Annotated in this window: 24 protein-coding genes; 12 read left to right on the top strand and 12 right to left on the bottom strand. The window is 67.8% G+C overall.

Annotation, left to right across the window (positions count from 1 at the left end):
- Positions 1 to 95 precede the first annotated feature (95 nt).
- Together TY25_RS44280 and TY25_RS42940 are read left to right on the top strand one after the other, a co-directional pair.
- Positions 96 to 203: a DLW-39 family protein gene (locus tag TY25_RS44280; RefSeq protein WP_014980838.1), complete on the top strand. Its 108-nt coding sequence runs from the start codon at positions 96 to 98 to the stop codon at positions 201 to 203.
- A 55-nt stretch (positions 204 to 258) separates the two neighbouring features.
- The gene (locus TY25_RS42940; protein ID WP_156055146.1) at positions 259 to 435 is read left to right on the top strand and encodes a DUF6374 family protein; all 177 of its coding nucleotides are present in this window, start codon (positions 259 to 261) and stop codon (positions 433 to 435) included.
- Positions 436 to 445: 10 nt separating this feature from the next.
- Here the strand turns inward: TY25_RS42940 and TY25_RS32025 are convergent, their stop codons facing one another.
- Positions 446 to 1,642 carry a DUF1444 domain-containing protein gene (locus TY25_RS32025; protein ID WP_042262468.1) on the bottom strand — a complete coding sequence of 399 codons (1,197 nt, stop codon included), beginning with the start codon at positions 1,640 to 1,642 and terminating at the stop codon, positions 446 to 448.
- Between the two features lie 52 nt (positions 1,643 to 1,694).
- Positions 1,695 to 2,399: a YoaK family protein gene (locus tag TY25_RS32020; protein WP_081869241.1), complete on the bottom strand. Its 705-nt coding sequence runs from the start codon at positions 2,397 to 2,399 to the stop codon at positions 1,695 to 1,697.
- A 329-nt stretch (positions 2,400 to 2,728) separates the two neighbouring features.
- Between TY25_RS32020 and TY25_RS44520 the strand changes: the two genes are divergently transcribed.
- The 4 genes from TY25_RS44520 to TY25_RS32005 all read left to right on the top strand — a co-directional run bounded on the left by TY25_RS44520 (position 2,729) and on the right by TY25_RS32005 (position 6,606).
- A complete protein-coding gene (locus TY25_RS44520) occupies positions 2,729 to 2,857 on the top strand; it encodes a hypothetical protein (protein ID WP_256656706.1) in 129 nt (42 codons plus the stop codon).
- A 41-nt stretch (positions 2,858 to 2,898) separates the two neighbouring features.
- Positions 2,899 to 3,828: an acyl-CoA dehydrogenase family protein gene (locus tag TY25_RS32015; protein WP_042262466.1), complete on the top strand. Its 930-nt coding sequence runs from the start codon at positions 2,899 to 2,901 to the stop codon at positions 3,826 to 3,828.
- A 940-nt stretch (positions 3,829 to 4,768) separates the two neighbouring features.
- The gene (locus TY25_RS32010; RefSeq protein WP_042262463.1) at positions 4,769 to 5,761 is read left to right on the top strand and encodes a daunorubicin resistance protein DrrA family ABC transporter ATP-binding protein; all 993 of its coding nucleotides are present in this window, start codon (positions 4,769 to 4,771) and stop codon (positions 5,759 to 5,761) included.
- The gene (locus TY25_RS32005; RefSeq protein WP_042262461.1) at positions 5,758 to 6,606 is read left to right on the top strand and encodes an ABC transporter permease; all 849 of its coding nucleotides are present in this window, start codon (positions 5,758 to 5,760) and stop codon (positions 6,604 to 6,606) included. Before TY25_RS32010 ends, TY25_RS32005 begins: the two co-directional genes overlap by 4 nt.
- Here TY25_RS32005 and TY25_RS32000 read toward each other — a convergent pair whose 3' ends face one another.
- Positions 6,607 to 6,819, bottom strand: coding sequence for a hypothetical protein (locus TY25_RS32000; RefSeq protein WP_042262458.1), 213 nt, complete (start codon positions 6,817 to 6,819; stop codon positions 6,607 to 6,609). It abuts the gene before it with no gap.
- A gap of 127 nt (positions 6,820 to 6,946) precedes the next feature.
- Between TY25_RS32000 and TY25_RS31995 the strand changes: the two genes are divergently transcribed.
- Positions 6,947 to 7,474, top strand: a complete 528-nt coding sequence (locus TY25_RS31995; RefSeq protein WP_042262456.1) for a peptidylprolyl isomerase — start codon at positions 6,947 to 6,949, stop codon at positions 7,472 to 7,474.
- Between the two features lie 4 nt (positions 7,475 to 7,478).
- Positions 7,479 to 8,345: a rhomboid family intramembrane serine protease gene (locus tag TY25_RS31990; RefSeq protein WP_042262455.1), complete on the top strand. Its 867-nt coding sequence runs from the start codon at positions 7,479 to 7,481 to the stop codon at positions 8,343 to 8,345.
- Positions 8,346 to 8,394: 49 nt separating this feature from the next.
- On the opposite strand, the gene TY25_RS31985 is transcribed toward TY25_RS31990, so the two are convergent.
- Both TY25_RS31985 and crgA read right to left on the bottom strand, forming a co-directional pair.
- Positions 8,395 to 8,877, bottom strand: a complete 483-nt coding sequence (locus TY25_RS31985; protein WP_042262453.1) for a PH domain-containing protein — start codon at positions 8,875 to 8,877, stop codon at positions 8,395 to 8,397.
- 119 nt (positions 8,878 to 8,996) lie between these two features.
- Positions 8,997 to 9,260 carry a cell division protein CrgA gene (gene crgA, locus TY25_RS31980; protein ID WP_014980849.1) on the bottom strand — a complete coding sequence of 88 codons (264 nt, stop codon included), beginning with the start codon at positions 9,258 to 9,260 and terminating at the stop codon, positions 8,997 to 8,999.
- A gap of 179 nt (positions 9,261 to 9,439) precedes the next feature.
- Between crgA and TY25_RS31975 the strand changes: the two genes are divergently transcribed.
- The 4 genes from TY25_RS31975 (at position 9,440) to TY25_RS31960 (ending at position 11,780) form a co-directional block, all read left to right on the top strand.
- Positions 9,440 to 10,084 carry an aminodeoxychorismate/anthranilate synthase component II gene (locus TY25_RS31975; protein ID WP_042262451.1) on the top strand — a complete coding sequence of 215 codons (645 nt, stop codon included), beginning with the start codon at positions 9,440 to 9,442 and terminating at the stop codon, positions 10,082 to 10,084.
- Positions 10,085 to 10,181: 97 nt separating this feature from the next.
- Positions 10,182 to 10,829: a RibD family protein gene (locus TY25_RS43710; protein ID WP_236639161.1), complete on the top strand. Its 648-nt coding sequence runs from the start codon at positions 10,182 to 10,184 to the stop codon at positions 10,827 to 10,829.
- Positions 10,830 to 10,889: 60 nt separating this feature from the next.
- Complete coding sequence (locus tag TY25_RS43705; RefSeq protein WP_042262446.1) at positions 10,890 to 11,348, top strand: deaminase; 459 nt, start codon at positions 10,890 to 10,892, stop codon at positions 11,346 to 11,348.
- A 156-nt stretch (positions 11,349 to 11,504) separates the two neighbouring features.
- Positions 11,505 to 11,780 (top strand): peptidase inhibitor family I36 protein, encoded by a 276-nt coding sequence (locus TY25_RS31960; RefSeq protein ID WP_146154109.1) that lies wholly within the window; start codon positions 11,505 to 11,507, stop codon positions 11,778 to 11,780.
- Positions 11,781 to 11,892: 112 nt separating this feature from the next.
- Here TY25_RS31960 and TY25_RS31955 read toward each other — a convergent pair whose 3' ends face one another.
- The 7 genes from TY25_RS31955 to TY25_RS31925 form a co-directional block, all read right to left on the bottom strand.
- The gene (locus TY25_RS31955; protein ID WP_042262442.1) at positions 11,893 to 12,312 is read right to left on the bottom strand and encodes a CBS domain-containing protein; all 420 of its coding nucleotides are present in this window, start codon (positions 12,310 to 12,312) and stop codon (positions 11,893 to 11,895) included.
- 159 nt (positions 12,313 to 12,471) lie between these two features.
- On the bottom strand, positions 12,472 to 14,376 hold the full coding sequence (pknB, locus tag TY25_RS31950; protein ID WP_042262439.1) for a Stk1 family PASTA domain-containing Ser/Thr kinase: 1,905 nt from the start codon (positions 14,374 to 14,376) through the stop codon (positions 12,472 to 12,474).
- Positions 14,373 to 15,887, bottom strand: coding sequence for a protein kinase domain-containing protein (locus tag TY25_RS31945; RefSeq protein WP_042262437.1), 1,515 nt, complete (start codon positions 15,885 to 15,887; stop codon positions 14,373 to 14,375). Before TY25_RS31945 ends, pknB begins: the two co-directional genes overlap by 4 nt.
- 31 nt (positions 15,888 to 15,918) lie before the next feature.
- Entirely contained in the window at positions 15,919 to 17,385 is a 1,467-nt protein-coding gene (locus tag TY25_RS31940) for a peptidoglycan D,D-transpeptidase FtsI family protein (protein ID WP_029892276.1), read from the bottom strand.
- Complete coding sequence (locus TY25_RS31935) at positions 17,382 to 18,872, bottom strand: FtsW/RodA/SpoVE family cell cycle protein (protein WP_042262435.1); 1,491 nt, start codon at positions 18,870 to 18,872, stop codon at positions 17,382 to 17,384. Before TY25_RS31935 ends, TY25_RS31940 begins: the two co-directional genes overlap by 4 nt.
- A complete protein-coding gene (locus TY25_RS31930) occupies positions 18,872 to 20,356 on the bottom strand; it encodes a PP2C family protein-serine/threonine phosphatase (RefSeq protein WP_029892278.1) in 1,485 nt (494 codons plus the stop codon). The genes TY25_RS31935 and TY25_RS31930 overlap by 1 nt, the downstream gene beginning before the upstream one ends.
- Positions 20,353 to 20,820 carry an FHA domain-containing protein FhaB/FipA gene (locus TY25_RS31925; RefSeq protein WP_014980860.1) on the bottom strand — a complete coding sequence of 156 codons (468 nt, stop codon included), beginning with the start codon at positions 20,818 to 20,820 and terminating at the stop codon, positions 20,353 to 20,355. The genes TY25_RS31930 and TY25_RS31925 overlap by 4 nt, the downstream gene beginning before the upstream one ends.
- Between the last annotated feature and the right edge of the window lie 169 nt (positions 20,821 to 20,989).

Here is a 20,989-nt window from a genome sequence, read left to right as displayed (position 1 = left end):
GCCTGCACCAAGATCGTTCCGGCGGAACGGAAATCGGCGTAGTCGACGCGCCGGGACCTCGTCGTCCGACGGAGCCAACCAGTAGGGTGGGAGGCATGAAGATTCTGGTCGTCGTGGGTGCTGTGGTCGCTGTTCTCGTCGGTATCTCGAAGTTGCGCCGGCGCAGCGACGCGGACATGTGGCACGAGGTCACCACCCGCTGATTTCCACCCGCTCGACCTCTCGAACATGAGTTCGACTCGAGGTAGGGTCTGGGCCGTGCCTCAACTTTCGCGCCGGGACCGGGCCAGGATCAATCTCGAACAGGTTCGGGAACAGCTGCTGGACGCGGCGGCCTTCGGTAAGTACCTCCCGCCCGAGCAGCTGGAGCACGCGGCCGGAAAGATCGCCGAGGGGTTACGCGTCTACACCGAGCTGACGCGGGACCGGGACTAGCCCGGCCCGTTCACAACTCGACCGCGGCGGCCGCCAGCCGGGCCCGGACCTCGGCATCGGGCCAGTGGCGGATCTCGTAGCGGCGCGGCGCGAGATCGGGGATCGGAGTGAGCCCGACGATGTCGACGACCGTGGCGAACGGGACGGTGAACAGCACCGACTTCTCGCCGTTCTCCTCGACGCAGAACATCACGTAGTCGGCTTCCGGCAGGAAATAGTCGACCCCTTCACCCCAGATGGTGACGGTGTAGGGACCGCTGTCGGCGCCGATGTACATGACGGAACCGACGTAGGCGCCCTCGATGTCGCCGTTGCCGGTCTCGAGGACGAGGTTCGCCTCGAGCTGCTCGTTCAGGACGCGGCCCTGCACCTCGTACTCGGTCAGCGCCAAACCGCAGCGAGCACGTTGGACGAACGGCAGGTGCTGGTGGCGGGGCGATTGATCGAGCGGGATCACGGTGCCGTCGTCGTCGACGGTGTACCCCTGCGGCGAGATCTGGCGGACCGCCTCGCGGTACTTCTTCTCGACGTATTCGTAGAGCGGACCGAGATCGTCGACGTCGGGGGCGATGATCAAGGTGTCGACGTCGGGCATGAACGCGATCGGCCGGTGCCGGCCGTCGCCGGAACCGGCGAGCCAGCCGGGGACCAGCGGCCAGGACGTGCAGTAGCCGTCGCCGTCGTCGCCGAAGAACAGCACGCCGGATTCCTGGAAACCGCCGGAACCGACCTTGGCCGTGAGGTTTTCGCGGGCGGCGGTGAACACCTCGGCCGCCTCGACGCCCCATTGTGCGAGCGTCACGTCGTTGACGATGGAGCGCGAGTTCGGCAGGTCCACCGCGACGAGCTCGTTCAGGAACGGCAAGACCGGCCGGGTGATCGGACCCGTGTCGTGGCCGCCGGTGGCGCTGATCCCGAAGGTTTCCGAGCGGAGGATGGGCAGCAACAACGACCGCACCTGCGGCCAACCGGGTATCGTCGCGGAGTCCTTCGGGGTGGCGATGAAGCGGGCGATCCGGGTGGCGCGTTCGTCCTCGGGCAGGTCGTGCGCTTCCCGGAAGATGTTGCTCAGGAAGAGTTCCCACCCGCTCGACAGGCGGATGACGAACTCTTCCGGGTCGTACTCCGCCCCTTGCTCACCGGCTTCGGTCAGCTGCTGCAAGACGAGCGCCGCGAACTGGTCGGCATCGCTCCCGAGATTCTCCACGCGGCCACCATAACCGCGGTCTCCGGACAGTCGCACGGGAAAAGCGCCGGGCTCACTCCTCGGAGAGCGGTCCGTGCCGGTCGAGGTGCAGATAGGTGTAGCCGGTCACGACCAGGCACACGGCGGTGGCGGTGATCAGCATCGCCCAACCCGCGACCACCATGCTGAGCAGGCCACCGAGCAGCGCGCCGAACGCGAAACTCGCATACAGCAGGAAGTAGCCGAGCCAATCCGCGTAGTCGCCGCCGCTGATATGGCGTTCGATGCCCTGCGCCATCTTCACCAGCGTGCCGGTGACGTAACTCAGCGGCACCGATACCTCGCCGTCTTTCACGAACGAGGTGTTGAGCGCGCCGACGCCGAATGCGACGAACAGGATCGGCACGAAGTCGATATCGGGTGCGTTCTGGATGCGGGCCAGGTCGATGATCGAGGCGGTGGCCAGGCTGAAGGTGGTCAGCAGCGTCGGGCCGTGCGGGTGCCCGGACCAGAAGTGCCGCCGGCACCAGGAGGCGACCACCACGCCGCCGACGAACGACGCGAGCAGGCAGGCCGCCGCGAGCGCCGTGTCCTTCTGGTCGTGGAAGTGCCCGAGGATGGCGCGTTCGGTGTTGCCGGTCATGAACGTGACGAAATAGCCCGCGGTGTGCATGAACGCCGCGGCACCGATCAAACCGGCCAGTGCGGCCAGTACCCAGGACAATCTGGCCTCGTTGTCGAACAGTGCCCGCCTACGCTCTTCGTTCGGTTCAGGCACAGCTCAGACTCCTTTTAGAGGCGAATGTGTCCCCATCAGTGATACCTGCTCCGCGCCGGGGCGCGCAGCTGCGGCGCGGCGAGTTGCCGGGAGATCACTCGCGGCCATGCGCTGTGGCTTTCACTGCGGCGGTCGCTATCCCGGCGGTAACCCGGTGTCGCGAAAGTGCCGTCTTCCGTGTTCACAGGCGGTGACGCACGATGTTGTCGGTTACAAGAAGTAACCAAGAAGCCCGGTCGGAGACCGCGACGACAGCTCGTGCGCGCGTCGTCGCGGGAACCGGCCGGTGTGACCGGTAGCACGCAAGATCGCATGGTGGGAGCCTCGGCATGACCAGCACAGTGACCTCATTCGCGGGCCTCGAAGCCGAGTTCGACTTCGTCGGCCGCATCGGCTACGCCACCATGGTGACCGTGGACCGGCGGCACCGGCCCCGCACCCGCGTGCCGACCGGCTGAACCGGCACGGGAAATCCACCTGTGCCGGTTACCGTGCACGAGTGGATTCCGTGCTCGATTTCCTGCTGACCGAACCGCTCGCCGCGACGCCGCTCGATGATGTCGGCGCGGCCTGGACCCGGCATCGGGTGGCGGCCAACCGTTTCGACAAACCGGTCGATATCGCCGTCGCGGGCGGGTTCGGCGCCGACCGCCTCGGCTACGCGTTCCTGTCCGGATATCAGGAGGCGGTACGCACGCTCATTCCCGACCTGGCCGATGACGAACTGGTCGCGCTGTGTGCGACGGAGGCGGGTGGCGGGCATCCCGCGGCGATCGAGACGACGGTGACCGAGGCGCACGGCGAAGTGCGGCTCAACGGCACGAAAACCTTTGCGACGCTGGGCATGCTGGCGCAGCGGCTGGTGGTGATCGCCAGTGTGGGCGCGGGCCCGGACGGCCGGAATCGCTTGCGCGCCACCACGGTCGAGCTGCCGCAACCCGGCGTGCAGCTGACGGGTCTGCCCACGACCGCGTTCGCACCGGAGATCCCGCACGCGATGGTCATCCTGACCGACGTCGCGGCGACGGTCCTGCCCGGTGACGGCTACCTGGACTATCTCAAGCCGTTCCGCACCATCGAGGACATCCACGTGCTCGCGGCCACGCTCGGCTGGCTGGTGCGGGTGGCGCGGGCCTCGGCGTGGCCGCAGTCGGTGCTCGAACGACTGCTGACCGGCGTCGCGGCGGTGCGCGGGCTGGATATCGATGCGCCGGGCTCGCCCGGCGTGCACATCGCGCTCGGTGGCGTGTTCGAGTTCGTCCAGCGTCTGTCGGCCGAGCTGGATTCGCTGTGGGGGTCGGCGGATTCGCTGACGCGGGAGCGGTGGGAGCGGGATCGCCCGTTGCTCGGGGTCGCCGGGCGGGTCCGCGAGCAGCGGCTGGCAACGGCTTGGCGATCGGTATTGCCGGGCGCTGAGCACGTCGGCTGACCCGGTCCAGAAATGGGGAGCGGGCCTCGGCGAAGGGGGGGAGTTAGCCGAGGCCCGCGTAAGGTCGGCCCGGGGGGAGGGGCCGACGTGAATGATCCTACGCGATGATTCGCGATTGTGTGCGCGTGGGGAGCGCCACTTTCTCGACTTTTTCCGGGCCCGCGATCTTTCCCGTAGCCGGGGGTCGTTTCGGTGGCGGAATCCGCGCGGAATCCGCTCGGCGCGGAGGTGGCCTGGTGTTTGCCAAAACCGCTGTTGCGCAGGTCGATACCTACGCACTCCACGGTGCGGCGGATAGACAGGGGTCGGCGCTCTTAACATGCCGACCGGTCTCCGTGTGTCGAGGATCGCTGTCGGAACATGCGGTACACGCCGTGTCCGAGGGTGAATATGCCGCGTGTCGATGCCGCGCGGCGTGTCCGGACCGTCGCCGTGCCCGGGGCACACCGGTGTTCGTGATTCGCCGGTGCGCGGTCCCGTGCCGGTCGGATGTTCAACTCGCCCGGTCGGTTTGGCGTCGAGGTGTGGCCGGGCCGAGTAGCGCCCGAGGGCGAATCGGGTAGTGCGCTACGCACGACCAGGGAGGGTTCCCGGCGGGACCATATAACCGGTCGCACTTCGATCCGGCACCCCCGAGCACCGCCTGGATCGAGGTGCGACCTTCGTTTGCCGCGGGCCGGTCCGATTCGGGTCTGGGCAACCGGGCATGATCTCTGTACAGTGTAGAGAGAAAGGGTGCCCGCCGATCCCGGGTAAGAGCGTCACCGGCGGTGGGACTTTCCGCGACCCGGGTGACGAACAAATCGGATGAACTTGTCGGTGGGTAGCGCAATACTGACACGGAATCGGCCAGCGACCCGATCGCGCGAATTGGCCGGCGTCGGATCTACCGGCGTCGCGCAAATACATCCTATGAAAACTCACGAATCCCAGGAGAGTCATGCCCGACGCAATAGTCGCCGAGGGTCTGGTCAAACGATACGGCCGGCTGGTCGCGCTCGACGGACTCGATCTTACGGTTCCGGAGGGGACCGTCACCGCGCTGCTCGGCCCGAACGGTGCAGGTAAAACCACTACCGTCCGGGTGCTGAGCACGCTGTTGATACCGGACGCCGGCCGGGCCACCGTCGCGGGTATCGACGTGCTCGCCGACCCGCGAGCCCTGCGCTCCCGGATCGGCGCGTCCGGCCAATATGCCGCCGTCGACGAATATCTGACCGGCTTCGAGAATTTGGAAATGGTCGGCCGGCTGTATCACATGGGCGTGCAGCGCAGTAAGGAACGAGCGCGCGAACTACTCGACCGTTTTCGGCTCAGCGATGCCGCCGACCGACCGGTGAAAGGTTATTCCGGCGGTATGCGCCGGCGGCTGGACCTGGCGGGGGCGCTGGTGGCCAACCCGCCGGTGCTGTTTCTCGACGAGCCGACCACCGGCCTCGATCCGCGCGCCCGGCTCGACCTCTGGGACGTCATCGAGGAGCTGGTGGCGGGCGGCACCACGCTGCTGCTCACCACGCAGTACATGGACGAGGCGGATCGGCTGGCCGACGCCATCGCGGTGATCGACCACGGCAAGGTCATCGCGCGCGGCACCGCCGACGAGCTCAAGACCATGGTCGGCGGCGACCGGATCGAGCTCACCGTCGACCACGTGGACAATCTCGCGGTCGCCACGCAGGTGCTGAAAAGCTTGGCGGACGGGGAGATTCACGTCGAACCGGGGTTGCGGCGGATCACCGTGCCGGTGTCCGACGGCTCCCAGGCGCTGGTCGCGGCGATCAACAAGCTCGCCGAGAACGACGTGAAACTGCACGATGTCGGACTGCGCCGGCCCTCGCTCGACGATGTGTTCCTCACCCTCACCGGACACGAAGCCGAGGAACTCGTCAACGGCGCGGGCGAACTCGAAACCACGGAAGGAAAGACACGATGACCGTGGCGATTCCGGTCGTCGACCGGCCCTCGATCGGGGCGAAGCTGGCCATTGTCGCCAGCGATAGCCTGACCATTGCCAAACGCGGCGTTATCAAGATCAAGCGAGTGCCCGACGTTTTGATCTTCTCGACCCTCTCGCCGATCATGTTCGTGCTGTTGTTCGCCTATATTTTCGGCGCGGCGATCGACGTGCCGGGCATGTCCGGCGGCTACCGGGAATTCCTGATCGCGGGCATTTTCGCGCAGACCGTGGTGTTCGGCGCCTCGTTCACCGGCGCTGCCCTGGCCGAGGACATGCAGAAGGGCATCATCGATCGGTTCCGGTCCCTGCCCATGGCCCCCTCGGCCGTGCTGATCGGGCGCACGCTCAGCGACGTGGTGATCAACGTGGTCAGCCTGACCGTGATGTCGTTGACCGGGTTGGTGGTCGGCTGGCGGATCCGCGGTTCGTTCCTGGACGCGGTGCTGGCGTACGCGTTGCTGCTGCTGTTCGCCTACGCGGTGTCCTGGATCATGGCGGTGGTCGGGCTGCTGGTGCGCACGCCCGAGGTGTTCAACAACGCCAGCTTCATGGTGGTGTTCCCGCTGACCTTCATCGGCAACACCTTCGTGCCGAGCGAGAAACTGCCGTCGGTGCTGCGGGTCGTCGCCGAGTGGAATCCGGTGTCCGCGTTGACCCAGGCGACGCGCGACCTGTTCGGCAACACCAGCCCGCTGGCGCCCACCCCGGAGGCGTGGTCGCTGCGGCATCCGGTGGCGACCACGCTCGTCTGGGTGGTGGTGATCATGGTGGTGTTCGTGCCGTTGGCGATCCGGCAGTACAAGAAGGCCGTCAGTCGCTGATCAGCGTCCGTTCTCCGCGCCGGCGCCGGCCACCGGGGTCGGCGCGGAGCCGTTGCGGGAGTACCCGATCCGCGGCGGTTCCGGGGCGGGCGCGGGCGGCTGCGGTCGCTTGCTGCGTATCAGCAGGGCCACCCCACCCGCGAGCGCGACGGCCGCCGCGACGATCAGCCGGTACCGGGTACGTGCGGATACATGTAGGCGCCCCAAGGTCATTGGCCCATGCTGGCACAACCGCGTAGTTCATGCAGTATCTCCAGCTCAGCAGTTCGTCCCGGGTCGAAACGAACGACTCTCGCCGCCGCGTCGCGGGTTCGCCGCGGCGGGACCGTAGCATTGCGGCGTGACCTCACCGAACCAGACCGCTGTGGCGACGCTCCACACGAATCGCGGCGATATCAAGATCTCGCTCTTCGGTAACCACGCCCCCAAGACGGTCCGCAATTTCGTCGGCCTGGCCGACGGCTCGGCTTCGTACACCACCCCGAACGCGAGTGGCGGCAGCACGGGCCCGTTCTACGACGGTGCCGTCTTCCATCGCGTGATGGCCGGATTCATGATTCAGGGCGGCGACCCGACCGGCACCGGCCGTGGCGGCCCGGGATACGAGTTCGGCGACGAATTCCATCCGGAACTGCGCTTCGATCGTGGCTACCTGCTGGCGATGGCCAACGCCGGACCGGCGACCAACGGTTCGCAGTTCTTCATCACCGTCGGCCCGCAGCCGCATCTCAACCGCAAGCACACCATCTTCGGTGAGGTCGTCGATCCGGAGTCGCGCAAGGTGGTCGACGCGATCGCCACGACGCCGACCGATCGCAACGACCGTCCCCTGGAACCCGTCGAAATCACCAAGATCACGATCGAATGAGACTATGACCGCTCAGCCGCCCGCACCCACGTGCGTCCGTCACCCGAATCGTCCGACCGGTCTGGCGTGCACACGCTGCGGACGGCCGTCCTGCCCGGAGTGCCTGCGTCCGGCGTCGGTCGGCCAGCACTGCGTCGACTGTCTGCGCCAGGATCAGCGTGACGTGGCTCCGGTGCGTACCGTCGCGGGCGCACCGGCCCCGCGCGGATCGTTGCCGTTCGTGACCTACGCGCTGATCGCGGTCAACGTCGCGATCTTCGCGGTGACGGCGGCCCAGGCGCAGAGCCTGCTGGAAAACCGCGCCTCGGACCTGTTCCTGCGCTGGGTGCTGTACCCGCCCGCGGTCGCCGACGGTCAGTGGTGGCGCGTGCTGGGTTCGGGCTTCCTGCACTACGGCCCGATTCATCTGCTGCTCAACATGTTCGCGCTGTATGTGATCGGCCGGGACGCGGAGCTGGTGCTCGGCCGGCTGCGCTACCTCTCGGTGTATCTGGTGTCGCTGCTCGGCGGTGCCGCGGCCGTCATGGTGTTCGCCCAGGACAGCGCAACCGCGGGCGCGTCCGGCGCGGTATACGGCCTGTTCGGCGCGATCACCGTGATCCTGATCCGGCTGCGGCAGAACCCGAATCAGATGCTGATCCTGATCGCCATCAACGTGTTCATCAGCTTCTCCTTGCCCGGCATCTCGCTGTGGGGTCACCTGGGCGGACTGGCGGCGGGCACCTTGGCGACGCTGGGCATTCTGTTCCTGCCGGGCTGGCTACGGGCGAAATCGCCGCAGGCGGCGCGGCTCATCGGCTGGAGCGCGGTGGCCGTGGTCGCGCTGATCTCGCTCGCGGTGATCGGTGCGACCGCGATGTCGTTGTCCTGACCGGGTTCTCGGCTTCACGTGAAACACGAGCGGGTCGCTCGGCCCGGGTTCAGCGGGTGGTCTTGCCGGACAGCCGAAGTGCGCGGACGAGGGCGGCGTGCACCTCGTCGGGCCGGGTGCCCAGATCCCAGCGGCCGAAGATGAGCAGGCGCTCGGTGTCGGCGTGGTTCACGTCGATCTCCAGCATCGGCATCTTGCGGCCGAGGCGGCGATAGTCGACGACGCGCGCCCGGATGATCTGCTCGCGGGTGTATTCGTCCGGGCCGAACAGGGTGCGGACCACCATCCGCGGGTCGGCGCCGGGGACGACGCTGAGCCGGGGGCGCTGCCGGAAGCCGAGCCCGGCCAGCGCGAGCAGGCCGACCGCAGCCAGGCCGATGAGCAACCGGGCCGGCGCGTCGCCGGCGAAGATCGTCGCGACGGCCAGCAGCACGCCGCCGCCCGTGACCGCCGCGAGGGCGGCGGCGGGGGTGGTCCAGGCCAGCTGCGCAGAGTTGCCACCAGGCGGCTGAGCAGGAGATTCAGACGTCACGGGCCACTTTCTCCAGCGCTGCTCGAGTTGTCCACAGGTTTATCCACAGGTGTGTATGAATGACACGTCTGTAATCCAGATGTGGTGTCTGCGTCACCTTCGGCCACCCAGATGTGGTGTCAGCGCCACCGCATGGTCATGATCAGACCGACGACCATGAGGCCGAATCCGATCAGGAAGTTCCACGCGTTCAGATCACTCATCCAGCTGATGTGATCGGCGGCGATGTAGTAGACGAGCAGCCAGGCCAGCCCGGCGAGCATGAAACCGAGCATGATGGTGACGTACCAGACCGGCGACGGGCCGACCTTGACCTTCACCGGAGTCCGGCTGGCGGGGTTGATCGTGTAGTCGGTCTTCTTACGGACCTTCGACTTCGGCATGACGTCCTCGTGTTCGGCGTTCAGGTCGGTACCGGCGGGCAAACGCGGTGTGCCGAGTGGTGGTGCCGAGCTCGCTCGCCGCTGTGGACAAGGCTCTGGCTGCCCTCCGGTGTGCCTCTAGGCTATCCCAACTGGTATTGGATGCGACGCGGTGTCATGCGGGGACGTAATCTCAGAGCATGCGTGTTCTGGTCGTCGACAATTACGACAGCTTCGTCTTCAACCTGGTCCAGTACCTCGGACAGTTGGGTGCCGAGGCGGTCGTGTGGCGCAACGACGACCCGAACCTGGCCGATGTCGACGCGGTGGTCGCCCAGTTCGACGGCATCCTGATCAGCCCCGGCCCCGGCACCCCGGACCGTGCGGGCGCCAGCATCGAGCTGGTCCGCGCCTGCGCCCGGCACGCCGTGCCGCTGCTCGGCGTGTGCCTCGGCCACCAGGCGATCGGCGAGGCGTTCGGCGCGACCGTGACCCGCGCCCCCGAACTGCTGCACGGCAAGACCAGCTCGGTGTTCCACGTCGGGGCGGGTGTGCTGGCCGGCCTGCCCGACCCGTTCACCGCGACTCGCTACCACTCGCTCACCGTGCTGGAAGAGACGTTGCCCGCGGAGCTCGAGGTGCTCGGCCGCACCGAGAGCGGCATCGTGATGGCGATGCGGCACCGCACGCTGCCCATCCAGGGCGTGCAGTTCCATCCCGAATCGGTGCTGACCCAGGGCGGGCACCGGATGCTGGCCAACTGGCTCGGCATCTGTGGCGAACGCCCCGCCGAGGGGCTCGTGGAAATGCTCGAGGCGGAGGTCGCCGCGCTGGTGCTGCAGTGAGTCGCCGCACGGATCACAGCTGCGGACGTACCGATCTCGGCTCGCCCTGGGGTGCGGCGTAGTGGCAACCCGGCCCTACGTCTTGTTATCCGTCGCCGTGAGCGTCGACGGGTACATCGATGACGCGGGTCCGCAACGGCTGCGCCTGTCCGGCCCGGCCGATTTCGACCGGGTCGACCAGGTTCGCGCGGACTCCGACGCCATCCTGATCGGCGCGGAAACCCTGCGCCGGGACAATCCGCGCTTGCTGGTGGACAGCGCCGAGCGCCGGGCCGCGCGTGTCGCGGCGGGCAAGCCGGAGTATCCGGTGAAGATCACGGTCACCGCCGGCGGTGACCTCGATCCCGGGTTGCGGTTCTGGCACCACGGCGGGGACAAACTCGTCTACACCACCGATGCGGGTGCGGCGCGGATCGGGGACCGGCTGGCCGGACTCGCCGAAGTCGTCACGCTCGGTGCCGAACTCGACTTCGGCGCACTGCTCGACGACCTCGGCCGGCGCGGCATCGCACGCCTCATGGTGGAGGGTGGCACCCGGATGCACACCGCGTTCCTCGCGGCCGATCTCGCGGACGAACTGCACCTCGCGGTCGCGCCCCTCCTGGTAGGCGACGGCGCGGCACCCCGATTCCTCGATCCCGCGAGCTTTCCCGGCTCGCCACACCGCCGCATGCAGCTGGCCGGGGTCGACCAGGTCGGCGACGTCGCGGTGCTGACCTACCTTCCCAAGGCGGGCATGCGCTGAGCCCGCAGACCTGGCCGGGGGCGATGCGAGGATGGACAAGGGATACACGAAAGGCGCGCGATGGGTGACCCGCAGGACGTGCGATTCATGCGACAGGCGATCGAACTGGCGCGCGACTGCCCGCCGAGCGCGACGGCGTTCTCCGTCGGCGCGGTGATCGTCGCCGCCGGGCTGGCGATCGCCACCGGGTACTCCCGCGAGACCGACGACAAGGTGCACGCCGAGGAGTCCGCGCTGAACAAGCTGGACGCGGCCGACCCGCGACTGTCCGCGGCGACGATCTACACCACGCTGGAGCCGTGTTCGCAGCGCGGCACCGCCACCCGGCTGCCATGTACGGATCGAATCCTGCAGGCCGGAATTCCCCGGGTGGTCCTCGCCTGGCGCGAACCCGCGACCTTCGTGACCAACTGCGTCGGTGTGGAAAAGCTGCGTGAGCACGGCGTCGAGGTGGTCGAGCTGACCGAACTGGCAGCGGAGGCGATGTCGATGAACCGCCACCTCGATTTGTCAGACTGACTGCCAGGGTATTCGGCACTTATTGACCGTTAGGCGACGCCCCCGGTATATCTGTGAACAGCCAAATCGGCTATTCACACCCTGGGGGATCAAGTGTTCTCTTTCTCGAAGTTCGCCGCGCTCACCGCCGCCGTTTCGTCCATTTTCCTCTTGCAAATGGGAACCGCCCAAGCGGACGGCAACGGATCGGGCACCTGCCGGACGGATAGGTTCTGTGGCTGGTCGGAGGTCGGCTACACCGGCGCCGACTTCCACTCGAAATCGCCTGAGGGCTGCTGGGATACGACGCCGATCCGCTCGGCGCACAACGCGCTCAACCAGCGGGTCACCCTGTGGGCGAACTCGAACTGCACGGGGAAGAGCATCGTGCTCGACGCCCGGACGGTGTATCGGGGCATCGGGTTCCTGGCGCACTCGATCTCGCCCGCCTGACAGCAGCATTCGGCTGCCATAAATTTATGGCAGCCGTAGCTTGCTGCTCGATGAATTCGGTAGAAATACGTCGACCGGATCAAAATTCCAGCTCGAATATGTCGAGCAGGTTTTACGGCCGTCCGTAGACCGCTGTCACGAACTCGCCGAGTTGGTTGTCGTCGAGGTGGCGGGCCAGGTCGGCCTCGCTGATCATGCCGACGAGGCGCTTGTTGTCGATCACCGGCATTCGCTTGATCCGGTGGCTTTCCATCTCGTCGAGCACTTCTTCGATATCGGCGTCGGCGGCGACCCAGCGTGGCGTCGACTCGCAGAGTTCGGCCGCCCGGGTGGTGCCGGGCGAGCGACCCTGGGCGATGCACTTCACGACGATGTCGCGGTCGGTGATGATGCCGCACATCCGATCGTTGTCGTCGGCGATGACCAGCGAGCCGACGCCGAGCTCGGCCATCACGCGGGCGGCCTTGCCGACGGTTTCGTCCTTCGCGATCCACTGCGCACCGGGTTTCATGATGTCCCTGGCGGTCGTCATCGGTTTCCTCCTCGCTACTCAGCACGGCTGATTCGGATGGAGCACACCAATTCTGCCGCCGAACACACCGACTGGTCGGTGCTTTGCGGCAACTGCCGAAAACAGAATGAGCGGACCCTAAGATCCGCTCATCGACTGCGTGTAAAGGTTCCGCCGCGACTACGGCGGCCCGAGCACGCCGACGCCGACCTGCACCGCGCCGCTCTTCGGGAGCGAACCACCCGCGGCCGGAGACTGGGTGATGATGCGGCCGACGCTGCCCGCGTCGAACGTGCCCTGCGGGGACTGGCTGATCTGGCTCTGCGAGCCGGTCCAGCCCTCCTTCTGCAGCTTGTCCACCGCCTGCGCGACCGTGAGTCCGGTCAGCGACGGCATCTTGATCTGATCGCTGGACACCTGGACGACGACGGTCGAACCCTTCTCGACCGTCGTGCCGCCGGCCGGGCTGGTCGCAAGCACCTCACCGACCGGACGACTGGACGGCACCTTCTCGATCGTGATCTTGAAACCAGCGCTGTCCACCAGATTCGGCCGGGCGACCTCGATGTCCTGGCCGACCACGTTGGGCACCCGGATCGGTTCCGGGCCGGAGCCGAGGGTCACCACGATGACCCGGTCGGCGTCCACCCGCGACCCGGCCGACGGGTCCTGCCCGATGACCTTGTCCTTCTCCTGTGTGCTGGACGGCTTGCGCTGCACGTTCGGATCCATCTGCAAGCTGTTCTTGCGCAGTTCGGCCTCGGCCTCCTGCTGGGTCAGCCCGTCGAGCTTGGGCACCTGCACCTGGGTGGGACCGGTGGACACCTGCACGGTGATGGTGCTGCCCTTGTCCACCCGCGAGCCGCCCAGCGGCTGAGTGGCGATCACGTTGCCGGTCGCGACCTTGCTGTCGGCCTTCTGGAAGCTGGCGACGGTGAAACCGGCCTTCTGCAGCGCGTCGATCGCCTGCTGCGAGGACTTGCCCGAAACATCGGGCACCGTCACCTGATCCGGCTTGCTGCCCGGCCCGATCAGCACCCAGAACAGGGTGAACGCGACGGCGACCGCGGCGGCCGCGGCGACGGCGAGGTAGATCGTGCGGCGCGGGCCGCCGGGATCCACCGACGCCTGCTCGGAGGTGTCGTCGTTACGCTCGATGGTGCGGTAGCTGCGCGGCGCGGGCTCGTTGTTGCCGAAGACGGTGGTGCGGTCCTCGTCGGTCATCACCATCGGGGCGCTCGGCTTCTGCCCGCCGAGCACTCTGATCAGGTCCGCGCGCATCTCGGCCGCGCTCTGGTAGCGGTTGGCCGGATTCTTGCTCATCGCCTTGAGAATCACCGAGTCCAGCTCGCGGGGCACCCCGGGATGCACGTGCGAGGGCAGCCGCGGATCTTCCCGCACGTGCTGGTAGGCCACCGCGACGGGCGAGTCGCCGGTGAAAGGCGGCTCACCGGTGAGGATTTCGAACAGCACGCAGCCGACGGAGTACACGTCGGACCGGGCGTCGACGGTCTCGCCACGCGCCTGCTCGGGCGAAAGGTATTGCGCGGTACCGATCACCGCGGCGGTCTGGGTCATCGGGTTGGAACTGTCGGCGATCGCCCTGGCGATGCCGAAGTCCATCACCTTCACCGCGCCCGCCCGGTTGATCATGATGTTGGCGGGCTTCATGTCGCGGTGCACGATGCCGGCCTTGTGGCTGAAATCCAGTGCGGCACAGACATCGGCGATGACCTCCATGGCCCGGCGCGGCGGCAGCGGACCCTTGCCGCGCACGATATCGCGCAGCGTCTCGCCGTCGACGTACTCCATGACGATGTAGGGCAGCGGACCGTCGTCGACCTTGGCCTCGCCGGTGTCGTACACCGCGACGATGGCCGGATGGTTCAGCGCGGCGGCGTTCTGCGCCTCCCGCTTGAACCGCAGGTAGAACGTGGGATCGCGGGCCAGGTCGGCGCGCAGCACCTTGATCGCGACATCGCGGCTGAGCCGTAGATCGCGCGCCTTGTGTACTTCGGACATACCGCCGAACCCGATGATCTCGCCCAGCTCGTAGCGTGAGGAGAGATTCTTCGGGGTCGTCATGGTTGTCCTTGCGAAGAAGTAGCGGGCGCGCCGACGGAACCGGAGGGGCCTCGGGCTCCGGGAATCTCCGGAAATGGTATGTCGATCGTCGGAACTCGCGGCCGGGTGGTGGTCGGCGCGGTCGTCGTCGGTTTACTGCTCGTCGACGGTGTGGTCGTCGTCGGGGTCGGGGTGGTGGTGGTCGGCTCGGGGGTGGTGGTCGGCGGTTCCGTCGTGGTGGTCCGCTCGACCGTGGTCGGCGGCGGCGGAACAGGTTTCGGCGTCGTCGTGCTGGTCACCGGCAGGGGCGGCGGCTTCGGCGCGGGCACCGACGTCGTGGTCGTCGCCGGGCCCTTGTTCGGGTTGGTGTCGCCGCCGAACATCAGGTAGCCGACGGTGGCGACGAGCAGCACGCCGACCGCGACGCCGGCCGCGGTCCACTTCTGAGTTGTGGTGAAGCCCTTGTCTTTCGGCGGCACCCGGTTGCCACCGGTGCCGGGGTTGAGCATCGTCGCGGGCGCCGCGCCCGTGGCCTGGCCCGCCGCGCCGAGCGCACCGCCGGCCGGCGTCGAATAGCGCACCGTCGCGCCGTCGAAATCCGAAGGGGTGGACGGCAACACGACGGTCGGGCCGGGCGGCAGTACCCGGGTGGCGCCGGTCAGCGGCGTCCCCGCGCCCGCACCGCGCGGCGAGGGCGGCCTGCGGCCCGCCCGCACCGCGGCCACCGCGTCGGCGAACTCGCCGCCGCTGGCGTAGCGCAGGTTCGGGTCCTTGCCCATGGTGATCTCGATCAGCTCGCGCACGTTGCCGGGCAAATCGCCGGGCATCGGCGGCGGCGCCTCGCGGACGTGCTTCATCGCGACCGTGATCGCGCCGTCCCCGCTGAACGGCCGGGTCCCGGCCAGCGCCTCGTAGCCGACGACGCCGAGCGAGTACACGTCGCTGGCGGCGGTGGCGTCCTCGCCGACCGCCTGCTCCGGCGCGATGTACTGGGCGGTGCCCATCACCATGCCGGTCTTGGTCACCGGTGAGGCGTCCACTGCCTTGGCGATGCCGAAGTCGGTGATCTTCACCTGACCGGTCGGCGTCACCAGGATGTTGCCCGGCTTCACGTCCCGGTGCACGACCCCGGCCCGGTGCGCCACGTCGAGCGCGCGCCCGGTCTGCTCGAGCATGTCGAGTCCCTGGCCGACGGAGAGCCGGCCGAGCCGGTTCAGCACCGTGTTCAGCGGCTCGCCCTGCACCAGTTCCATGACCAGATAGGCGGTTTCGCTGCCCTGCGGGTCGGTGGTCTCGCCGTAGTCGTAGATGCCCGCGATCCCGGGGTGGTTCAGCTGGGCGGTGGTCTTGGCCTCGGTACGGAACCGATGCCGGAACGTCGGGTCGGCGGAGAACTCCGACTTGAGCACCTTGACCGCCACCCGGCGATCCAGCCGGGTGTCCAGCGCCTCCCAGACCTGGCCCATGCCGCCGGTCGCGATCAGCCGTTGCAGCCGATAGCGGTTGGCGATCATCGCACCGTTGTTCAGCATCCCCGTACCTTCACTCGCACATCCATCTCGTTCAGCCCCCTCGCAGACCGGCGTCCAGCACCGCCCGCGCGACCGGCGCGGCCACCGAACCGCCGGTCGCGGCCAGCGCCCGGTCGCCGCCGTTCTCCACGACCACCGCGATGGCGATCTTCGGATTCTGGGCGGGCGCGAAGGCGATGTACCAGGCGTGCGGTGGGGTTTTGCGTGGATCGCTGCCGTGCTCGGCGGTGCCGGTCTTGGAAGCGATCTGATAGCGGGACTTGTTACCTCCGGCGGTGTTGCTTTCCGAGGCGATCATCAGATTCGTCAGCGAAGACGCTACCTGTGCGCTGACCGCTTGGCCGACCGAGACCGGCTTGGTTTTCGACAACTCACTGAGGTCGGGCCCCTGCAGTTGGTCGACCAGGTACGGCTGCATCCGGACCCCGCCGTTGGCCACGGTCGCGGCGATCACCGCGTTGTCCAGCGGCGTCAGCGCCACGTCCCGCTGCCCGATGCTGCTCTGGGCCAGCGCGGCGTTGTCCGAGATGGGACCGACGGTGCCCTCGGCCACCGGGATCGGGATATCGCGGTGCGTGCCGATGCCGAAGGCGGCCGCCTCGTCCTTGAGGTTCGCGGCGCCCACCTTGACACCGAGTTCGGCGAACGCGGTGTTGCACGAGAGCCGGAACGCGTCGTACAGCGAGGCGGTCGGGCCGGGGCCGCAGTTGCTGCCGTTGTAGTTCTCCAGCGTGGTGCTGGTGCCCGGCAGCGTGATGTTCGGCGCCGCGGTGAACTGGTCCTCCGGCGTGGCGACGTTGTTCGCCAGCGCCGCGGCGGTGACCACCACCTTGAACGTGGAACCCGGCGGATAGGTCTGCGAGACAGCGCGATTCAGCATCGGCTGGCGTTCGTCGGCGCTGAGCTCCTCCCACGCCTTGGTGCCGCTCGCGCCGTCGTGCCCGGACAGCAGGTTGGGGTCGTAGCTCGGCGTGGACACCATGGTGAGGATCTTGCCGGTGCTCGGCTCGATCGCCACCACCGAACCGGTGTAGCCCTTGCTGGTCAACTGGTCGTAGGCGACCTGCTGCATGGCCGGGTCGAGGGTGGTGATCACGTTGCCGCCGCGCGGATCCCGGCCGGACACCATGTCGACCAGCCGCTGCCCGAACAGATGACTGTCCGACCCGTTGAGCACCGAGTCTTCGGCCCGCTCGAGCCCCGTGGTCTTGTACTGGATCGAGTAGAACCCGGTGACCGGGGCGTAGGCCTCCGGCGAGGTCGGGTAGGTGCGCAGGTACTTGTAGCGGTCGTCGGTGGCGACCGAATTCGCCAGCACGGTGCCGCCCGCGGAGATCTGCCCGCGCTGGCGCGAGTACTCGTCGAGCAGCACGCGGTTGTTGCGCGGATCGGTGCGTAGGTCGTCGGCCTTGATCACCTGGACGTAGGTGGCGTTGAGCAGCAGCGCGACGATCATCACCATCACGGCGATCGCGACCCGGCGTAGGGGAGTGTTCATGTCGCGGGCCCCGCTTCCGGCCGGCCGCCCTCGGGCTTGCGCAGCAACTCGGTCGTCGCGTCCGCGATCGGCGCGGCGGGCACGCTCTTGCGGGCGGGCGCGGGCGCGCGGGCCGCGTCGGACACCTTGATCAGCAGCGCGAGCAGCGCGTAGTTGGCCAGCAGCGAGGAACCACCGTAGGACATGAACGGCGTGGTGAGGCCGGTGAGCGGAATCAGCTTGGTGACTCCGCCGACCACCACGAACAACTGGATGGCGATGGTGAACGCCAGCCCGGCCGCCAGCAGCTTGCCGAAGCTGTCGCGCACGGCGAGCGCGGTGCGCAGGCCGCGCACGATGAACACCAGGAACAGCACCAGCACCGCGGTGAGCCCGATCAGCCCGAGTTCCTCACCGATCGTGGTGATGATGAAGTCGGTCTTGGCGAAGGGCACCTGGTTGGGGCGCCCGCTGCCCAGGCCGGTGCCCGCGAGACCGCCGGTGGCCAGGCCGAACAGCGACTGCGAGATCTGATAGCCGGTGTTGTTGTAGTCGTCGAACGGGTGCAGCCAGGTCTGCGTGCGGACCTGGACGTGCCCGAAGGTCTGATACGCGAACACGAAGCCGAGGCCGAGCAGCGCGCCGCCGATGATCAGCCAGCCCACCCGCTCGGTGGCGATGTAGAGCATCACCAGCACCGTGCCGAAGATCAGCAGCGAGGTGCCGAGGTCTTTCTCGAAGACGAGCACGCCGACGCAGACGATCCAGACCACCACGATCGGACCGAGGTCGCGCCCGCGCGGGAACTCCATTCCGAGCAGGTGCCGCCCGGCCGCGGTGAACAGGTCGCGCTTGGCCACCAGCACCGAGGCGAAGAAGATGATCAGCAGGATCTTCGCGAACTCGGCGGGCTGAATGTTGAAGCCCGGCACCTTGATCCAGTTCTTGGAGCCGTTGATCTCGGAGAACCGGCTCGGCAGCAGCGCGGGCATGGCCAGCGCGACGAGCCCGATCAGCCCGAGGGTGTAGCTGTAGCGCGCCAGCGTGCGGTAGTCCCGCAAGGCGATCAGCAGCACGACGAACACCACCATGCCGAGACCGGTCCACAGGATCTGCTTGTTGGCGTCGGGGGAGGGCATCGACCACGAGTTGTAGACCGCGGTCTGCTGATCGGCCAGGTCGAGCCGGTGGATCAGCACCAGGCCGAGCCCGTTCAACAGCGCGACGATCGGCAGCAGCAGCGGGTCGGCGAACGGGGCGAAACGGCGCACCGCCAGATGCGCCACGCCGAACAAACCGAGATAGGCGGCACCGTATTTGGCGATATCCCAGGTGAGCGACTGCTCCTGACTGGCCTCGACCAGGAACAGCGCGGCCGTGGTGATCACTGCCGCACCCGCCAGCAGCAACAGTTCGACATTGCGTCGAGTGCTCGGTGGGGGCGCGGGAGCGAAGCCGCCGGGAGGACTGGGAAAAGCCCCAGCGGACGGCGGTGCCGGTGCGGACATCAGTCCGTCACCCGGCAGTTCTCCCCCGCGATCTGGGGGTTCGACGACGTGGTCGACGGCGGAACCGGAGCCTCCGACTTGGTCGGTGTGGGGCGGGCGTCGCCGGGGCCCGGCGCGGGCTCGACGGTGGTGGTGGGGGCACTGCTGGTGGCCGGCGGCAACGGCGGCTGCGGATCGGCGGGCTGGGGCAGCACACCCGGCTGCGGCACCGACTCCTTCACCGGGCACGGCGGCAGCAGCTCGCCCTGCGCGATGGAGCGCATCTGCTCCTTCGCGCGATCCAGCGAGCCCGGCGGCAGACCACGGCCCACCTGCTCGCGGCCGGTCTGCTTGAGATCGGTGACCTTCAGCTGCTTGCACGCCGAGGGCAGGTCGGCGCCCGGATTCACCAGCGAGAGCTCGCCGGTCTTGGTGACGCAGCCGACCTGGTTCACGTCGTGGATCGAGTAGCCGAGCACCGAGCCCGGTAACCCGCGCAGGATCACCACCGAGCCGTTGTCGGCCCCGACGTAGTAGTTGCTGCGAATCATTTTGTAGCCGACCAGCAATCCGACGCTGACCGCGACCACCAGCGCCACCGCGAGCATGATCCAGCGCAGCTTGTGCGACTTGCCCTTGGCCTCCGGCTCCGGTGCCGCCGCCGCCCGGCGCGGTGCGGCGCGCGGCGGACGCATCGCCGCCGCCCGGCCCGCCGCGGTATTCGGCGGCGGCGTGTCCTCGTCCACCCCGGACGCCGCACCGGCGACGATCGGATGGCTCTGGCCGTAGTCGAGATCGATCACATCCGCGACGACCACCGTGACGTTGTCCGGGCCGCCGCTGCGCAACGCGAGCTCGATGAGCCGGTCGGCGCACTCGTCGGTGGAACCCTCGCGCATGGTGTTCGCGATGGTCTCGTCGCTCACCACATCGGAGAGGCCGTCGGAGCACAGCAGGTAGCGATCACCCGCGCGCGCCTCCCGCATGATCAGCGTCGGCTCGATCTCGTTGCCGGTGAGCGCGCGCATGATCAGCGAACGCTGCGGATGGGTGTGCGCCTGCTCGGGCGTGATCCGGCCCTCGTCGACCAGCGACTGCACGAACGTGTCGTCCCTGGTGATCTGGGCGAGCTCGCCGCCGCGCAGCAGATAGGCGCGGGAGTCACCGATATGGACCAGGCCCAGCTTCTTGCCCGCGAACAGGATCGCGGTGAGCGTGGTGCCCATCCCGTCGAGCTCGGGCTCCTCTTCGACCTGATCGGCGATCGCGGCATTGCCCTCCCGCGTCGCCGTGTCGAGTTTGCCGAGCAGATCGTCGCCCGGCTCGTCGTCGTCCAGATGCGCCAGCGCGGCGATCATCAGCTGCGAAGCCACCTCGCCCGCGGCATGGCCACCCATGCCGTCGGCGAGCGCGAGCAGCCGAGCGCCCGCGTAGACGGAGTCTTCGTTGTTGCCTCGGACGAGACCGCGGTCGCTGCGCGCTGCGTAGCGGAGAACGAGTGTCACGATCGCAGCTCGATCACTGTTTTGCCGACACGGACCGGAGTGCCGAGCGGAACCCGCACGGCAGTGGTGACTTTCGCGCGATCGAGATAGGTGCCGTTCGTCGAACCGAGATCTTCGACGTACCAATCGTCGCCGCGGGGAGACAGTCGCGCATGTCTGGTCGAGGCGTAGTCATCGGTGAGCACCAGCGTGGAATCGTCCGCACGCCCGATCAGCACCGGTTGGGTGCCGAGCGAGATGCGGGTGCCGGCGAGTGAACCTTGAGTCACCACAAGAAATTTGGCGCCCTTCTGGCCCCGGCTGAAGGAGGGCAGCACCGCGGAACCGCGTGCGGCCCTGGGCTGGATCCGAATGCCGGATGCCGCGTAGATGTCGCTGCGCAAGGTGCGCAGCACCGCCCACACGAACAACCACAACAGCAGAAGGAACCCCGCACGGGTCAGTTGCAGGATCAGTCCCTGCACGGCGCTCCACCTCCTGTTCGACCGTGTATGTCGGTGCCGTAGGTGCGGTTCGACCACCCCCACCAGCATGCTGGTCTTGCCGACCCCGGTATCCGGTGCCGTGCGTGTGTTGGCAGCATCATAGGGCCGAAGGTCGATTTCGATCACGATACGACCGACGAATCCCTGA

This window comes from Nocardia brasiliensis NBRC 14402 (genome assembly GCF_000308475.2).
GTDB lineage: Bacteria > Actinomycetota > Actinomycetes > Mycobacteriales > Mycobacteriaceae > Nocardia > Nocardia brasiliensis.
Note: the sequence above shows the minus strand (reverse complement) of the source record. Positions and strands in the feature narration are given on the sequence as shown.

Coding starts and splice junctions, on each gene's coding strand:
- TY25_RS44280 (WP_014980838.1), top strand. CDS start 96: ATGAAGATTCTGGTCGTCGTGGGTGCTGTGGTCGCTGTTCTCGTCGGT.
- TY25_RS44520 (WP_256656706.1), top strand. CDS start 2,729: ATGACCAGCACAGTGACCTCATTCGCGGGCCTCGAAGCCGAGTTCGAC.
- TY25_RS32010 (WP_042262463.1), top strand. CDS start 4,769: ATGCCCGACGCAATAGTCGCCGAGGGTCTGGTCAAACGATACGGCCGG.
- TY25_RS32005 (WP_042262461.1), top strand. CDS start 5,758: ATGACCGTGGCGATTCCGGTCGTCGACCGGCCCTCGATCGGGGCGAAG.
- TY25_RS32000 (WP_042262458.1), bottom strand. CDS start 6,819: ATGACCTTGGGGCGCCTACATGTATCCGCACGTACCCGGTACCGGCTG.
- TY25_RS31990 (WP_042262455.1), top strand. CDS start 7,479: ATGACCGCTCAGCCGCCCGCACCCACGTGCGTCCGTCACCCGAATCGT.
- crgA (WP_014980849.1), bottom strand. CDS start 9,260: ATGCCGAAGTCGAAGGTCCGTAAGAAGACCGACTACACGATCAACCCC.
- TY25_RS31975 (WP_042262451.1), top strand. CDS start 9,440: ATGCGTGTTCTGGTCGTCGACAATTACGACAGCTTCGTCTTCAACCTG.
- TY25_RS43705 (WP_042262446.1), top strand. CDS start 10,890: ATGGGTGACCCGCAGGACGTGCGATTCATGCGACAGGCGATCGAACTG.
- TY25_RS31960 (WP_146154109.1), top strand. CDS start 11,505: ATGGGAACCGCCCAAGCGGACGGCAACGGATCGGGCACCTGCCGGACG.
- TY25_RS31955 (WP_042262442.1), bottom strand. CDS start 12,312: ATGACGACCGCCAGGGACATCATGAAACCCGGTGCGCAGTGGATCGCG.
- pknB (WP_042262439.1), bottom strand. CDS start 14,376: ATGACGACCCCGAAGAATCTCTCCTCACGCTACGAGCTGGGCGAGATC.
- TY25_RS31945 (WP_042262437.1), bottom strand. CDS start 15,887: ATGCTGAACAACGGTGCGATGATCGCCAACCGCTATCGGCTGCAACGG.
- TY25_RS31940 (WP_029892276.1), bottom strand. CDS start 17,385: ATGAACACTCCCCTACGCCGGGTCGCGATCGCCGTGATGGTGATGATC.
- TY25_RS31935 (WP_042262435.1), bottom strand. CDS start 18,872: ATGTCCGCACCGGCACCGCCGTCCGCTGGGGCTTTTCCCAGTCCTCCC.